15 protein-coding genes are annotated in these 14,444 nt (G+C 64.6%); 5 read left to right on the forward strand and 10 right to left on the reverse strand.

Going from position 1 to position 14,444, the window contains the following annotated elements; translation table 11 throughout:
* The first annotated feature begins 30 nt into the window (after positions 1–30).
* Positions 31–1,347 (forward strand): MFS transporter, encoded by a 1,317-nt coding sequence (locus tag ACWW36_RS23895; protein WP_456138427.1) that lies wholly within the window; start codon positions 31–33, stop codon positions 1,345–1,347.
* A 5-nt stretch (positions 1,348–1,352) separates the two neighbouring features.
* Here the strand turns inward: ACWW36_RS23895 and ACWW36_RS23900 are convergent, their stop codons facing one another.
* Both ACWW36_RS23900 and ACWW36_RS23905 read right to left on the reverse strand, forming a co-directional pair.
* The gene (locus tag ACWW36_RS23900; protein WP_456138428.1) at positions 1,353–1,529 is read right to left on the reverse strand and encodes a hypothetical protein; all 177 of its coding nucleotides are present in this window, start codon (positions 1,527–1,529) and stop codon (positions 1,353–1,355) included.
* Between the two features lie 305 nt (positions 1,530–1,834).
* Positions 1,835–2,749: a LysR family transcriptional regulator gene (locus tag ACWW36_RS23905; RefSeq protein ID WP_456138429.1), complete on the reverse strand. Its 915-nt coding sequence runs from the start codon at positions 2,747–2,749 to the stop codon at positions 1,835–1,837.
* A gap of 87 nt (positions 2,750–2,836) precedes the next feature.
* Between ACWW36_RS23905 and ACWW36_RS23910 the strand changes: the two genes are divergently transcribed.
* On the forward strand, positions 2,837–3,697 hold the full coding sequence (locus ACWW36_RS23910; protein WP_456142604.1) for an EamA family transporter: 861 nt from the start codon (positions 2,837–2,839) through the stop codon (positions 3,695–3,697).
* Between the two features lie 15 nt (positions 3,698–3,712).
* Positions 3,713–4,066 carry a hypothetical protein gene (locus tag ACWW36_RS23915; protein WP_456138430.1) on the forward strand — a complete coding sequence of 118 codons (354 nt, stop codon included), beginning with the start codon at positions 3,713–3,715 and terminating at the stop codon, positions 4,064–4,066.
* 4 nt (positions 4,067–4,070) lie between these two features.
* Here ACWW36_RS23915 and ACWW36_RS23920 read toward each other — a convergent pair whose 3' ends face one another.
* The 4 genes from ACWW36_RS23920 to ACWW36_RS23935 are packed head-to-tail and all read right to left on the reverse strand — an operon-like array spanning position 4,071 to position 8,219.
* The gene (locus ACWW36_RS23920; RefSeq protein WP_456138431.1) at positions 4,071–4,928 is read right to left on the reverse strand and encodes an ABC transporter permease; all 858 of its coding nucleotides are present in this window, start codon (positions 4,926–4,928) and stop codon (positions 4,071–4,073) included.
* Positions 4,925–5,800 carry an ABC transporter permease gene (locus ACWW36_RS23925; RefSeq protein WP_456138432.1) on the reverse strand — a complete coding sequence of 292 codons (876 nt, stop codon included), beginning with the start codon at positions 5,798–5,800 and terminating at the stop codon, positions 4,925–4,927. The genes ACWW36_RS23920 and ACWW36_RS23925 overlap by 4 nt, the downstream gene beginning before the upstream one ends.
* A 4-nt stretch (positions 5,801–5,804) precedes the next feature.
* Positions 5,805–6,992, reverse strand: coding sequence for a polyamine ABC transporter substrate-binding protein (locus ACWW36_RS23930; RefSeq protein WP_456138433.1), 1,188 nt, complete (start codon positions 6,990–6,992; stop codon positions 5,805–5,807).
* A 54-nt stretch (positions 6,993–7,046) separates the two neighbouring features.
* Entirely contained in the window at positions 7,047–8,219 is a 1,173-nt protein-coding gene (locus tag ACWW36_RS23935) for an ABC transporter ATP-binding protein (RefSeq protein ID WP_456138434.1), read from the reverse strand.
* A gap of 314 nt (positions 8,220–8,533) precedes the next feature.
* Between ACWW36_RS23935 and ACWW36_RS23940 the strand changes: the two genes are divergently transcribed.
* Positions 8,534–8,962, forward strand: coding sequence for a type II toxin-antitoxin system Rv0910 family toxin (locus tag ACWW36_RS23940; RefSeq protein ID WP_456138435.1), 429 nt, complete (start codon positions 8,534–8,536; stop codon positions 8,960–8,962).
* Here the strand turns inward: ACWW36_RS23940 and ACWW36_RS23945 are convergent.
* Both ACWW36_RS23945 and ACWW36_RS23950 read right to left on the reverse strand, forming a co-directional pair.
* Entirely contained in the window at positions 8,959–10,392 is a 1,434-nt protein-coding gene (locus ACWW36_RS23945; protein WP_456142605.1) for an MFS transporter, read from the reverse strand. The genes ACWW36_RS23940 and ACWW36_RS23945 overlap by 4 nt on opposite strands.
* 69 nt (positions 10,393–10,461) lie before the next feature.
* Positions 10,462–11,592 (reverse strand): DmpA family aminopeptidase, encoded by a 1,131-nt coding sequence (locus ACWW36_RS23950; RefSeq protein ID WP_456142606.1) that lies wholly within the window; start codon positions 11,590–11,592, stop codon positions 10,462–10,464.
* A gap of 43 nt (positions 11,593–11,635) precedes the next feature.
* On the opposite strand from ACWW36_RS23950, the gene ACWW36_RS23955 reads away from it, so the two are divergent.
* Entirely contained in the window at positions 11,636–13,012 is a 1,377-nt protein-coding gene (locus tag ACWW36_RS23955) for a purine-cytosine permease family protein (RefSeq protein WP_456138436.1), read from the forward strand.
* Here ACWW36_RS23955 and ACWW36_RS23960 read toward each other — a convergent pair.
* Entirely contained in the window at positions 12,942–13,838 is an 897-nt protein-coding gene (locus tag ACWW36_RS23960; protein WP_456138437.1) for an alpha/beta fold hydrolase, read from the reverse strand. The genes ACWW36_RS23955 and ACWW36_RS23960 overlap by 71 nt on opposite strands.
* Positions 13,839–13,873: 35 nt before the next feature.
* Entirely contained in the window at positions 13,874–14,386 is a 513-nt protein-coding gene (locus ACWW36_RS23965; RefSeq protein ID WP_456138438.1) for a GNAT family N-acetyltransferase, read from the reverse strand.
* Positions 14,387–14,444: the final 58 nt, after the last annotated feature.

Consider the following 14,444-nt stretch of genomic DNA (forward strand, 5'->3'; position numbering starts at 1 on the left):
GCGGGCCCGGTCTGTATAGGGTGGGCGATCGTGAGCGATCCGCGGCCGCAGGCGCATGCTCAGCGGCCGCAGGTGCTGGCCTGGGCGCTGTGGGATTTCGGCGCGACGGGCGTCAACGCGATCGTCGTGACATTCGTGTTCTCGGTCTACCTCACCAGCAGCGTCGGTCAAGACCTGCCGGGGGAGACCAGCCCTGCCAGTTGGTTGGGGCGTGCGCTCGCGCTCGCGGGTTTAGTTGTCGCGTTGTTGGCGCCGGTGACCGGCGTCTGGGTCGACGCTCCGTGGCGGCGCCGCCGTGTGCTCGCCGCGCTGACGGGCGCGGTGGTGGTGATGACGGCGGCCATGAGCCTGATCCGTGACGACTACCGCTACTTGCTGCCCGGTCTGGTGTTGCTGGCGTGCACCGCAGCATGCAATGACTTGGCGACCGTGCCGTACAACGCGATGTTGCGACAGGTCTCGACACATTCGAGCCCGGGCCGGATATCCGGATTCGGTTTAGCCATGGGCTTTCTCGGTAGTGTCGCACTACTGCTGATCGTCTACTTCGGCTTCATCTCCGAAACCGGCGACGCGCATGGGCTGCTGCACCTACCTGGCGCCGACGGCGAGAATGTCCGCGCGGCTGTCCTGCTGGCCGCCGTGTGGTTCGCCGTGTTCGCGCTGCCGGTGTTCGTCGCGGTGCCTGCGCCCGAAGCCGGGCAGCGCCAGAAGGCGGTGGGGTTCTTCGGCGCGTATCGCAATCTGTGGTCAGAGATCACCAGCGAATGGCGGCGCGACCGCAATGTCGTGTACTACCTACTTGCGAGCGCGGTCTTCCGGGACGGGCTCACGGGGGTGGTGACGTTCGGCGCGGTGCTGGGCGTCAAGGTGTACGGCATCTCGGCGGCGGACGTCTTGTTGTTCGGCGTAGCCGCCAGCGTGATCGCGGCCGTCGGCGCGATCATCGGGGGACTGCTGGATGACCGGCTGGGTTCCAAACACGTCATCGTCGGCTCTTTGATCGCGATGGTCATCGTCGGGATCACGCTGATGGTCTTGTCTGGGGCGACGGCGTTCTGGGTGTGCGGGCTGCTGCTTGGCCTGTTCATCGGGCCGACCCAGGCGTCGGCGCGCACCCTGATGCTGCGCATGTCCGCCGAGGGCAAGGAGGGGGTGACCTTCGGCCTGTTCACCACGACCGGTCGCGCGGTATCTTTCCTTGCGCCGTGGCTGTTTTCGGCGTTCATCGACCTGTTCGACAGCGACCGTGCCGGCATGGGTGGCCTGTGTGTCGTTTTGGCGGCCGGTCTTGCGGCGATGCTCATGGTGCGAGCACCGGGACGGTCATTGGCAACTGCGGCCTGACTCTGTCAATCGACGTCGCCGCGGCGAACTTCGACATGGAACTGTTTGGGTCCCCACACCGTATTGAGCGCGAAGTGGACCCTTTTGGGTTGGCCGAGCATTGTTGTGGCGACGACCGTGCCAACCGAGCCGGCCGGCACTTCCGGCACATTCATGTCGGCGATCATCCGGCGAGCCGTCACCTTGTCACCCTGTTGATACCGTCGCAAACCTTCCTCCTCGTGAAGCCGACGGGTCTGGACCTCCTCAAGAGCGGAGCACTGAACATTTTCTTCGCGAGTCATGTTCAGACGCAACCCATTTGATCGGAGTTCGCGGAACGAACGCACTGCGAGTTGGCGAATGTGCATTGGTTTGCCGTCATCTGCCGAATTCGACTGTGAGGTAATGGTTCTACTGATCCATCCCGAGGCTTGACTGTGCGGGCTCTAGACCTGGCAATCGATCAACGGCATCACCCGCGCTGTGCAATCTCAAGAGACGCGCCTCAGGGAACCGGCCTCGGCCACTGTGGGAGGGGAAGTTCGGTTCCAGAAGGTGGACGCATCCGGTCCAACACCGTGCGCAGCGGAGGCCAGGTGGCTCGGCCTCGGCGGGTCACCGCGTAGGCGGTCAGAACGGGATTGGCGTCAGCAAGGGGGAGTACCTTCACGCCGCGATCGGTTTGCCGGCCGATTGGAAGCAAGCCGACGCCATAACCGGCCACGATCAGTTCCTCGACCAGGTCGAGGCTGTCGATCTGGTGGGCGATTTTCGGCATGAAACCTGCCATCGCTGCAAGAGTTCGCACCGCGTCCTCGTCAGCTGTGTTGCGGGAGTTCACAATCCACGTGTGATCAGCGAAATCCGCGAAGGTGGCATGTGTGAATTCGGTGTCGACCGGCACTCCTAGGCCCCACGCGACGCGCCACAGCGGCACCGTCTCCAGCACCGGACTGACCGACGCCGGAGCCAGGTTGTAGTCGTACGTCAGCGCCAGATCCAAGTCGTCGTCGGTCAACAACGCGAACGCCTCGATCGGTTCGAACTCGCTGATCACGAACTCGACCTTGGGGTATTTCTCGGCGAGGTCGGCGATGATCGGCAGCAGCGAGACGCGGATCCCGGTGGCGAAGCCGCCGACGCGCACCGTGCCGGCAGGCTCAGCGTCGGGGTCAAGGTCGAGACGCGCGCTCTCAACGGCCGCGAGGATCGTGACGGCATGGTCGGCCAGGCGCTGCCCCGCCGGTGTCAGTCGCACCCGCCGGCCCTCGGGTTCGATCAGTTGCGCGCCGGTTTCCTTTGCCAGAGCGGCAATCTGCTGTGACACGGTCGACGTGGTCAGGTGGTGGGTTTCGGCGACGGCCCGCATCGAGCCGAGCCGGGAGAGCGACAGCAGCAACTGAAGGCGTCGAGTGTCCACGCGGGCAATTGTTCATGATTTTCAAACGGTATGTCCACAAAAATCACGTGGACGCGAACAGTCGCGGTGCCGTTCAATGCAGGAGTGATGAGCCAAGCCCGCACCGGCGCCCTGATGGCAATGGGCTCGATGCTGTGCGTCCAGGTCGGTCTCGCGATCGCCGTGTCGCTGATCGACCGCATCGGCGTCGAGGGCGCGGCGTGGATTCGCCTCGCGTGGGCCGGCGTGCTGATGCTCGTCATCGTCCGGCCTCGCGTAGCCGCATTTACCTGGGCCACCTTCCGCGTGTGTGTGGTGCTCGGTGTGGTCACGGCGCTCATCACCTTGATGTTCATGGCCGCGGTTGACCGGATCCCGCTCGGCACCGCCAGCGCACTGGAATTCCTGGGGCCCCTCGGCGTCGCCGTCGCGCACGGCAAGGGCCGACACCGTCTCATGTGGCCCGGATTGGCGGCCGCCGGCGTCGTCCTCCTGACTCAGCCGTGGGCAGGCGCCGTCGACGCCATCGGGGTGATGTATGCGCTCGGTTCGGCTGTCTGCTGGGCCGGCTACATCCTGCTCACCCAACAAGCGGGGGATCAGGTCACCGGCATCAATGCACTTGCGGTGTCAATGCCTGTCGCGGGATTTGTCGCCACCATCGCTGTGGGTCCGTGGGTATTGCCCCGACTCACCCCCGAGATCCTGCTGATCGGGCTCGGCCTGGCCATCTTGTTGCCCGTGGTGCCGTTCGCACTCGAGTTGCTCGCCCTGCGGCGGTTGACAACCGCCGCGTTCGGCACGCTCATGGCACTCGAGCCGTCGTTCGCGATGATCGTCGGCTTGGTGATGCTCCACCAGATCCCCGGCCCGGCGGGTGTCGTCGGCATCTGCTTCGTGGTAGCCGGAGGCATCGGTGCAGCTCGCACCGGTGCTCGCTCGTCGCCGGTGCCCGCCGAGGTCGGCTGACATACGCTGGGGTCCATGGCATCTGGAATCTTCGATACGCCCATCGTCGGAATCGTCAACAAGTTGTTCGTCGCCCTCATCGACGCACCCGTCGTGGGACCACTCGTGCGACGCGGCTTGATCAACATTCGCTATGTCGGACGGCGTTCAGGCAAGACGGTCCAGACACCTGTGGGTTACCAACGCTCCGGCGACGGCATCGTCATCAACGTCATGTCGCCTGACAAAAAGACGTGGTGGCGCAACTTCCTCGGCGAAGGCGGCCCAATCACACTGCTAAGGCTCGACGGTCAAGACCGCACGGGCCACGCGATCTCGAGCAGGGACGAGAAGGGCCGCGTCACGGTCGCGGTCCAGCTCGACAAGTAGCCGCTCAGACCTCGATTCGCTTGCGCCGGTACAGCGTTCCGACGCCGAGCAATACCAGGCTGATCACGAGAATCGCCGTGGCCAGCACGTTGATCTGCGGCGGAACGGCCGCCTTCACCGCGGCGTTCACGTACAGCGGATAGGTCACCGTCGACCCGCTCACGAAGTACGTGATGATGAAGTCGTCGAGCGACAGCGCGAACGACAGCATTGCGGCGGCCACTATGCCCGGAACGATCAGCGGCAGCGTTACTTTGAAGAACGTACGCGCCGGGCCTGCGCCGAGGTCCATCGAGGCGTCCTCGAGCGTCCAGTCAAAGCCGCGCACCCGTGCCCGCACCGTCATCGCGATGAAGCTGATCTCGAAGGCGATGTGCGCGATGATGATCGTGGTGTAGCCGGCCGCCCAGCTGAGGTCAAGGAACAAGGTCAGCAGTGCCGCGCCCATCACAACTTCCGGTGCGGTCAGCGGCAGTACCAGGAACGTGTCGACCGCAGTCTGCCCTCGGAATCGCTGTCGCACAAGCGCTATCGCCACCATCGTGCCGAGAACGAGCGCCACCGCGGTGGAAACCGCTGCGACGTTGAGGCTCAGCTTCAACGCGTTGGTCAGCGCCGGGTACTTGAACGGATGGGCCCAGTTGTCGAGCGTGAAACCCTGCCAGGTGTAGTTGAACTTTCCCAGCGGCTTGTTGAACGAGAACAGGATGATCACGAAGATCGGCAGGAATAGGTAAAGCAGTACCAGACCGGCTGCGATCCGCAGCAGCAGATCGCCCCACTTGCGTCCGCCCTTGACGGCCTTCGGCCGGGTCGGCCGTTCGATGACCTCACCGATCACCGGCACACCTTGGGAGGTCATACCAGATCCTCCGTGCCAAGCGCCCGCGTGTACAGCAGCACGCCGACCAGGATGATGGCCATCAGCACCATGCTCAACGCCGCCGCAGCAGGGTAGTCCTTGACCACCAGGAACTGTTTCTGGATCACGTTGCCGATCATCGTCGTTTGCGTGCTGCCCAGATAGTCGGCGTTGATGAAATCACCGACCGCTGGGATGAATACGAGCATGCTGCCCGCCAGCACACCCGGCATCGCGAGCGGCAGGATCACCTTGCCGAAGCTGCGCGGGGCGGTTGAGTACAGGTCCTTCGACGCCTCCAGCAGCCGTGGGTCGATCTTCTCGAGACTGACGTACAGGGGCAGGATCATGAAGATGATCCAGTTGTAGATGAGCCCGCCGATCACCGCCCAACTGGTCGACAACAAGCGCCCCTCGCTCGGCAACAGTCCGACGGCGTTCAGCGCGTCGACCACCCAACCATCGTCGGCCAGAATCGTTTTCCACGCGATCGTGCGGATCAGAAACGTCACGAAGAAGGGCAGGATCACCAATCCGAGGATCAGATTCTTGTATCGCCCTGCCTTGAAGGCGATCACATACGCCAGCGGAAACGCCAACAGCAAGCACACCACCGTGGCCACGATCGCGAACGTGAACGACCGGATGATCTGATCGCGGTAGTGGCTAAACGCGTCAAGGTAGTTCCCGAAGTCCCACGAGAACGTCAGCGTCGGCAAGTACACCGAGCCGCCAGAGGACGACAGCGAGGTGCGTGCCAGCGAGAAGAACGGCACCACGAAAAAGATTCCGAGGTACACCAGGGCCGGCAGGATCATCAGGTACGGAGCGATCTTGCTCCGTCGACGACTGCTGCTGGCGACACCGGCCATCTGATCAGCCGCCGGTGACCGCGGCGTAGGCGTCGTTGTATTGCTTCGTCTGCTCGTCGGTCAGTGCGGGCCAGCCCTTCAGCTTGTCCAGCGTTTCCTTCGGCGGGTTGATCAGCGGGTTGGACGCCAGCTTCGGATCAATCTTGTTGAGCTCGTCGGTCATATCCGACAGCACTGGCACGTACTGAGTGTGGGCCACCAGCTTGGCGTAATTGGCCCGGTCGTAGACGTAGTTGATCCACGCTTCAGCCGCCTTCTGATTCTGCGTGGTGTACGGAATCACCATCGTGTCAACGAAAGTGGTACCCCCCGACGCAGGAACGACGAAGTGCAGGTCCGGATTGTCGGCCTGCAGCTGCACGACGTCACCCGAATACGCTTGCGCGATAGCGACATTGCCGGAAGCCAAGTCGTCGGCATAGTCGTTGCCGGTGAACCGCCGGATCTGGCCCTTGTCCTTCTGCTCCTTGACCAAGTCGATCGCCTTCTGGACGGTCTCCATCGACGAATTCTCGACCGAGTTGCCCTGCGACATCATGATCATGCCGAGCCCGTCCTGGGCGTCGGAGAACAGACTCACCTTGCCCTTGAACGCCGGGTCCCACAGGTCGTCGATCTTGGTGATGTCGCGGCCGGTCGCAGCGCGGTTATAGGCGAGGCCGACCATGCCGGACATGTACGGCGCACTGAACTTCCGCCCGGGATCCACACTCGCCTCGAGAAGATCGGGCCGGATGTTCTTCTTGTTCGGCACACCGGAATCGCTGATGTCATTGAGCCAGCCGAGGCCGTGCAGCCGGACGGCCATAAAGGTCGTGGGCACTGCCAGGTCGGCCCCGATGTCCTGTTTGCGCGACAGCGGTTCCTTCACCTTCGCGAACCATTGCTCGTTGTCGTTGAAGTCTTCCTTGTAATCGACAGTGATGCCCGTCGATTTCTGGAAGTCGGCGACGAAGCCGTCGGCCATGTACAGCGGCCAGTTGGAGATCCGCAGAGTGCCGCTGGCGGGTCCCTCTTGAGTCGATGTGGTGCCGGTGGCCGACTTGTTGTCCGAGCTACACGCGGCCAGGAAGGATCCGCCCATCGCGAGAGCCGCGGCGGCCGCGGCGCCGCCACCGATGAATCGCCGGCGCGAGGTCCTGTTGGTCGCGAGTCGGGCGAGAAGCCGGGGATCAATTTCGTTGGAGGGCATGGCGACTGTGCCTTTCGTGGGTTTCCGAAGGGGGGAACGGATTACGGCCAACGGTTACGAGTCGTCGAGCATCTCCTCGAGGTCCTCGGTGGTGGGTATGTCGGCGGCGGGAAGCACGAGGGAGGCCTCGGGCGCCCAGGAGACGTGTACGTCGTCGCCCGGCCGAAGGAGCGGCAAGTCTTGTTCCGCTCCGATGTGGGCGACGATCGCCGAATCATCGGCGGCGGCCAGCGAAAGTCGCACCACCGGGCCTTGAAAAATCAGGTCTCGCACCGTCGCTCGTACGGTCGCAACGTCACCGGTCGGAGAGTCCATCGAGACGCGCACCCGTTCGGGCCGCACCATCAGGGTGGCGTGGCCGCCGGGCTCGATCGTGGTATCGCCGGGACGAGCCTTCAATGTCGTTCCGAGAACCTCGATTTCGACGAAATCACGGTTGCTTCTGCCGGTCTGCCGCCCGGCCCACAGATTGGCCTGCCCGATGAAGCTGGCGACGAACACCGTCGACGGCCGGTCATAGATCTCGGTCGGGGTGCCGATCTGATCGACGTTGCCTGCGTTCATGACCGCGATGCGGTCGCTCATCGTCAGTGCCTCTTCTTGGTCGTGGGTCACGTAGATGAACGTGATCCCGACCTCGCGCTGGATGCGCTTGAGCTCGAGTTGCATGACCTGGCGCAGCTTGAGGTCCAGGGCGCCGAGTGGTTCGTCCAGCAGCAACGCGCTGGGATAGTTGACGAGCGCACGGGCCAGCGCGACTCGCTGCTGCTGACCACCCGAGAGCTGTGCGGGCTTGCGCTCGGCGAAGTCGGTCAACCGCACGATCTCGAGCAGCTCGTCGACCCGCTTGCGGACCTCGGCCTTGTCCTTCTTCCTGCTGCGGGGTCCGTATGCCACGTTGTCCCACACCGTCATGTGCGGGAAGAGCGCATAGTGCTGGAACACCGTGTTGACGTTGCGCTTGTGCGGCGGTACACGGGACACGTCGGCGCCTTCGAGCCGGATCGCGCCCTCGCTCGGCGTCTCGAACCCGGCGATCATCCGCAGCGTCGTCGTCTTCCCGCAGCCCGACGGGCCCAGCATCGAGAAGAACTCGCCCGACGCGATGGAAAAGTCCGCTTCCGACACCGCGACATAGTCGCCGAAGCGCTTGGTGACATGGTCGATCTCGATGACCGGGCCGCCCTTGGCGCGGGTGGCCCCGTCCTGTCCCGCCGCTTTGTCCACGGCGGTGGTATTTGTGCCGGTCAGGGCGGATCCTCCTTGAGTACAGCCTCGAAGCTGTGGGTAAACAATCGCGGATCGGGCGGTGCTTCGCAAGCGATTCCGCAACGAATTTACATTTGCACAATGGAATCCTTCGTCAGCGGCGTCGAAGACGGGCAGAATCCGCTGGATCAGGCATGATCGCGTACCGCCTGGCCGTCGTTGGCCGGGTGCGGTGTGAGGTGTGCGCTCGTCTAAATCAAGTTTCGCAGCCGGGCGGGCGGCGGTCGGTGAAAACCGTTTACCCGGCCCTCGTCGCCGGGTAGTGCTCTGGCATGGCAAGGGTGGATGTGTCGGTGTCGTCGGATCTCAGCCCGGACCGAGCGTGGAAGCTGGCTTCCGATCTCGGCCGCTTCGACGAATGGTTGACGATCTTCGGTGGCTGGCGCAGCGAGGTCCCGGACGAGATCGAGGTCGGCACCTGCGTCTCGTCGTGCATCAAGGTCAAAGGCTTCCGCAACACCATCCATTGGCGGGTCACTCGCTACGACGAGCCGAAGCTGATCGAACTGGTCGGCCGCGGTCGCCCCGCCATCTGTATCGCGTTGACGTTGTGCGTCAAGGAGGACAACTCCGGCTCCACCTTCCAAGTCATCGCTGACCTCACCGGCGGCCTCCTCAACACCCGGATCGGCAACCTCGTGGCCAAGGTGATCGAGGGCGACGTACGCAGGTCGGTGCAAAACCTCGCCGCGCTTCGTTAACCCCACTCGTGGTTCATGGCACGGGATTCGTAGCGGGCCTCGACTGATTCGATAGCACGGTCGCGTGGTCGTGTGAATGCGATCAGCATCATCGCGACCGCTGCGGTGACCGCGCCGCCGATGAAGATCGCAACGAAGCTGCTCTCCATGGGCACACCGGCGGTGGTCCTGGCCAGCAGGACCGCGACCAGAGCCGCCGCCGTCGAGCTGCCGATTGTGCGCGCAATCGCGTTCATACTCGTGGCCACTCCCGTCTCACCAGCGTCGACCTCTGCGACGACCAGTGCGGGCAAAGCGCCGTAGCCAAGCGCGATATAGGCATTGGCCAGAATGCTTGCCGCGATGATCTGCCAGGGCGCGTCGTGAGCCAGGCCGATGAACAGGAAGCCCGCGATGCCCGCGACCGCGGCGATCATGAGGACCGGTCTGGCGCCGAACCGGTCTATGAAGCGGCCGCTGATCAAGGCCACCAGGAAGCCGGTGATCGCTCCCGGCAGCAGGTAGACGACGCTGGCTTCCAGCACGGTCGCCCCGAAGCCGTATCCGGCTGCGGCGTGGGGGATCTGGACGAATTGCGTCAGGCCCAAGAAGGCGAAGTACAGGCCCATGCCGACGAACACGGTGGCGAGGTTGGTGAGCAGGATTGGCCGCCTGGTAAGCATCGCTGTGGACACGAGCGGCTGCTTCGCCCGTCGCTCCCAGAACCACCAGCCACCGAGGATAACGAGGCCGCAGGCCGCACAGCCCAGCGTCGCCGGGGACGCCCAGCCCCACGACTTGCCCTGCGTGATCGCCAATAACGCCGCCGACAGGCCCGCGGCCAACCCGGCGGCGCCGAGCCAGTCGATGGTCCCTGTCGAGCTGTGCGGCCGCGCTGGCACGACGAATGCCACGATCGCGATCACCACGATGGTGAAGCCCGTCGTCAACCAGAAGACGCGGTGATAGCCGGCGTTGCCGCTCATCAGGAGGCCGACCACGACAAGTCCAGTGCCGCCGCCGAAGCCCAAGGTTCCGGACAGCACAGACATCGCCGAGCCCATCCGGTCCTCTGGCAGCTCCTCGCGCAGGATCGCGATGCCGATCGGGTAGAGCCCAAACGATGCCGCCTGCAGCACACGGGCAAGGATCAGCAGCGCCAACGACGTCGTAGTTGCCGCCAGCAGCGACCCGATGAGCACCACGACGAGAACGACAAGCAGTACGCGCTTCTTGCTGTGCAGGTCGGCCAGCCGACCAATCAATGGTGTTGCCGCTGCCGCGGCCAGCAGATTCGCCGTGACCGCCCAGGTGACCGCCGTCATCGACGCGTGCAGCTGGGTGGCGATGATGCCGAGCACCGGCACCACGGCCGTCTGCAGCACGGCGACGGTCAGCACGACGACGGATAGGCCGGCGACGAGCAGTCGGGGCTGCGCGACGCGGCTCATGTCGGACCGCGTCGCTTCGGTCTCGACCACGGCCCGCTCCGATCGTTAGCTCATCTTCGGTTCTCTCGATTATGTCGTGCGCGCCAAGAGCGCCAACAACCGCTCATGGGGAAGTCGCGGCGAGCGGTGGCCGTCACGGCCGATCATGTCGTCGTTGACGACGAGCGCGTTGAGAACGGCTTCCTCGACCGACTGCACGACGGCGGTGTACAGGTCGTCCATCCGCCCCCAGGGCACAAAGGTGAGTGTCCCGAACTCGTCGTCGCCGACCGGGCCGACGGGAAACGTGCTGGCCAGGCCCGGCGCGTCCGCAGTGGAGAAGGCCAGGAAGATATCACCGGAGAAATGGCTGCCCGCCGTCCCAGTTCGGGCCAGGCCCAACGGAACTCGCCGTGCGAGCGCCTTGCACTGGCCGGGAAGTAGGGGAGCGTCGGTGGCGACGATGGCGATCACCGAGCCGGCACCCGGTGGCGGCCGCAGGCCGAGGTCGACCTCGAACCAATCGGATGCCAGCGGATTGTCGTCGAGCAGCTCGGGGCCGACATGCCTCCCGGCGACGGTCAATTCGGCACGGGAGCCGAAGTTGGCTTGCACAAACGCGGCCACGGTGAACGTCCGACCGCCGTAGCGAACCAGCCGCGACGCGGTGCCGTTACCGCCCTTGTACTCGTAGCAGTTCATTCCGGTTCCGCCGCCGACCGAACCCTCGGAGACCGGACCCGCGGCGGCCGCGTCGAGCGCCGACTCGACATGCTCGGGTCGGACGTGGCCGCCGTTGATGTCGTTGAGGTAGCCGTCCCACGTCTCGGCGCACACCGGAAGCAGCCACTGCCGCGCGAGTAGCGGATTGATCCGATTGACCCAGCCGACCACACCGGTGTGACAGGCGCCGATCGCGTGTGTATTCGACAGCACGATGGGCAAATTGAAGGATCCGGCTTCGTCAATCCATGTGGTTCCGGTCATCTCGCCGTTGCCGTTGAGCGAGTACCAGCCCGCCGCGCACGGCTGCCCGACGGCGCCTCGACCGCGCGGCAGTATCGCCGTGACCCCGGTCCGGACCGAGGTTCCGTCGATCAACGTCGTGACGCCGACCTCGATGCCGTCGACGTCGGTGATCGCGTTGAGCGGCCCCGGTTCACCGGGTAGGGCAATGCCGAGGCCGCGCGCCCGCGGCCTGCCGTCGGCGGTATGGGTCATGGTCACCGGCCAATCCTGCCAACACACGTGGTCGAATGGACGGATGAGCGCATTGACCCAACCGACGTTCGCGGGTCATCAACCCGCCGGCGCCGGGGATCTGTCCGTCGAGACACACGGCATCGCGCCGATCGCTGAGGACCAACGGTACGGATCACCGGCCCGCCTGTTCACGGTGTGGTTCGCGCCGCAGGTCAACATGACCGGCGTCTTCACGGGCACGCTCGCGATCGTGCTCGGATTGGGCTTCTGGCTCGGCCTGGTGGCGATGGTGATCGGGACGGTGCTCGGCTCACTGGTGGTGGGCTACCTGTCGACGTGGGGGCCGCGCACGGGAACAGGGCAACTGCCCAACTCACGGATGGCGTTCGGCGGTGGCGTAGTCGTACCCGGGCTTCTGCAGTGGCTCTCGTCGATCGCATGGGACGCGCTGGTGGGCTTGTTCGGCGGTGAAGCACTGGCGGTGTTGCTCGGCATCCCGTTCTGGATCGCCGTGCTGATCGTGTTGGCCGTGCAGGGCGCGGTCGGATTCTTCGGCTACGAGGTGATCCACCGGCTGCAGGCCGTGCTGACCGTGGTGCTGTTCACCACGTTCGTGGTGTTCGCGGTGAAACTCGTTGGCGGACATGAGATCGTCACGCCGGCGAGTGTGCACGGCGCCGACCTGGCCGGTGCTTTCGTCCTCGAGGTGACCATTGCGTTCAGCCTCGCGGTGTCGTGGGCCAGCTATGCCGCCGACTTCAGCCGTTACCTACCGGCCGACTCCTCGCGGGGTCGCGTATTCGGATTCACATTCGCCGGAATTGTGTTGGCGTACATCTTCGTTCAGGGCATCGGCATTGCAGCGGGTGACGTTGTCTCGGAGCAGACGGCCGAGGGGGTGCGGTCGGTGATGGGTGGTGGCCTGCTGGGCGGCGTGGCCCTGGCCGTCATCGCGCTGGCGTCGGTCGGTTCGGGGGTGATGAACGACTACAGCGGATCTCTGGCGTTGCAGACCATCGGTGTGAGGGTGCGGCGACCCGTGTCGGCGGTGATTGTCACCGCGCTTGCGTTCGCGTTGATCCTGTGGCTGCACGCCGCCGACACTGCGACGCGCTTCCAGGACGTGCTGCTGCTGGTGAGTTACTGGATTCCGGCGTTCGTCGCGGTCGTCGTCATCGACTGGCTGTTCCGCATCCGTGGCCGCGCCAGCATCAACCCGGCCGAAGAACCGACGGACCGCCGCGACGCGGTCGTCGCGCTTCTGGTGTTCGTACTTGCCTACGCCGCCGCGATTCCGTTCATGAACACGTCGCTGATCGAAGGTCCGGTCGCCAAGGCGCTGCATGGTGCCGACATCGCGTACTTCGTCAATCTGGCGGCGGCAGTGGTGCTGTATGGCGGGTATCGATTGATTCGGTCGTCATCTCGCTCGTCTTAGCGATGAAGTCGTCGATCAGGTCGACCACTTCGGTGGGCCGCTCGACGTGCGGAAAGTGGCCGACGCCCTCCAGTACTTCGAGGCGGCTTCCCGGCCGTGCCGCCTGCGCCGCGTAGGCGTGGTCGACCGGGATGATCTGGTCTTTGTCGCCCCAGATCGCCATGGTCGGCAATTCCGACCTCACATGCAGTCGATTCAGCGCGCTGACGGCCTGGCCGCGGTAGTCGACGACGGAGCGCAGGGTTCGCAGGAACGCCTGCCGCGTTTCCGCATCCGACAGTGACGAATAAGCACTCCACAGCTCGGCGCCACGAGGAGACTGAACGCCCGCGGCGGAGAACCATGAACGCAGCTTGTTGCCGACAGTGAGCACTGGCCGCGGGGCGATCACCGGCAGGATCAGTTCGGCGCCGGGAGCCGACAGCAGTCGCAGCGTCCACCCGACATCGGGTCCCAGGCCGCCGCTGCTGATGAGAATGAGCCGTTCGCAGTAATCGGGGTGCTGGTAAATGAACTGCATGGCCACGCCGCCGCCGAGCGATTGACCGATGATCGTCGCGCGGGTAACGCCCAATTCGTCGAGCAGATCCCGCAGCCACACCGCGAACGCGCCAAGCGAATAATCGCCCCGCGGCTTCGCGGAGTGGCCATGCCCGAGTAAGTCGGGCGCCACCACACGGTATTTCTTCGACAGCTGCGGGATGACCGCCCGCCATGTTTCCGAACTACCCGCCATACCGTGGATGAGCAGCAGTGTTTCGCCGCTGCCAACGTCCCGGTATGCGACGCGATCGCCGTGCAAATCCAGATACTTCAGTTCGCTCATGTCTGGTTTCCCCCTTCGGCGCACTGCGCGCCATGCTAGCTGCGGCCGTCGAACCGTGACAGGTATACCCAAGTCGGCTGATAACCCCCCCGTTCGTAGAGGCGGATGGCGTCGGTGTTGCCGGGAAGCGCCCCCAGGATCAGATCGTGCGCACCATGTTCGTGCAGATGCGCTTCGAGGCGGCTCAGCAGCTCTGAGCCCAAACCGCTTCCGCGGAATTGCGGTAGCACGCTGAGGGATTCGATTTCGCCGATGCGCGAACCCGTCGACCAGGTGTCGGGGATCCAGGTGTCCTCCACCGCCATGACGTGCGCCAGGCCGTAAGCGACGGCTTTGTCGTCGACGAAGGCGAGCAGTAGCAGCGTGTCGGGTTTGGCCAGCAGCTCCTCGTACAGCGCCTTTCGAACGCGCCACGTCTCGGCATCGCTGACGTAGGGCGCAAGCTGGGGCATCGTCTGGGCGTGCTGGTGATGAACCGCGACCCACAATGGTTCGAGAAGGTCCAGATCGTCCGCGCTGCCGGTGCGTATCCGCCATTCGTTGGCCATCGGGTTACGCTAGCCCGGCGCGGGGGGCGTTGACAGCGGCGAACGAAACGCCGACTGT

The sequence above is a fragment of the Mycobacterium sp. MMS18-G62 genome (assembly GCF_053877835.1).

Excerpts from the sequence above, each read along its gene's own strand:
- ACWW36_RS23960 (WP_456138437.1), bottom strand. The coding sequence starts at position 13,838 with ATGAGCGAACTGAAGTATCTGGATTTGCACGGCGATCGCGTCGCATAC.
- ACWW36_RS23945 (WP_456142605.1), bottom strand. The coding sequence starts at position 10,392 with ATGAGCCGCGTCGCGCAGCCCCGACTGCTCGTCGCCGGCCTATCCGTC.
- ACWW36_RS23930 (WP_456138433.1), bottom strand. The coding sequence starts at position 6,992 with ATGCCCTCCAACGAAATTGATCCCCGGCTTCTCGCCCGACTCGCGACC.
- ACWW36_RS23940 (WP_456138435.1), top strand. The coding sequence starts at position 8,534 with ATGGCAAGGGTGGATGTGTCGGTGTCGTCGGATCTCAGCCCGGACCGA.
- ACWW36_RS23925 (WP_456138432.1), bottom strand. The coding sequence starts at position 5,800 with ATGGCCGGTGTCGCCAGCAGCAGTCGTCGACGGAGCAAGATCGCTCCG.
- ACWW36_RS23915 (WP_456138430.1), top strand. The coding sequence starts at position 3,713 with ATGGCATCTGGAATCTTCGATACGCCCATCGTCGGAATCGTCAACAAG.
- ACWW36_RS23910 (WP_456142604.1), top strand. The coding sequence starts at position 2,837 with ATGAGCCAAGCCCGCACCGGCGCCCTGATGGCAATGGGCTCGATGCTG.
- ACWW36_RS23965 (WP_456138438.1), bottom strand. The coding sequence starts at position 14,386 with ATGGCCAACGAATGGCGGATACGCACCGGCAGCGCGGACGATCTGGAC.
- ACWW36_RS23920 (WP_456138431.1), bottom strand. The coding sequence starts at position 4,928 with ATGACCTCCCAAGGTGTGCCGGTGATCGGTGAGGTCATCGAACGGCCG.
- ACWW36_RS23950 (WP_456142606.1), bottom strand. The coding sequence starts at position 11,592 with ATGACCCATACCGCCGACGGCAGGCCGCGGGCGCGCGGCCTCGGCATT.
- ACWW36_RS23955 (WP_456138436.1), top strand. The coding sequence starts at position 11,636 with ATGAGCGCATTGACCCAACCGACGTTCGCGGGTCATCAACCCGCCGGC.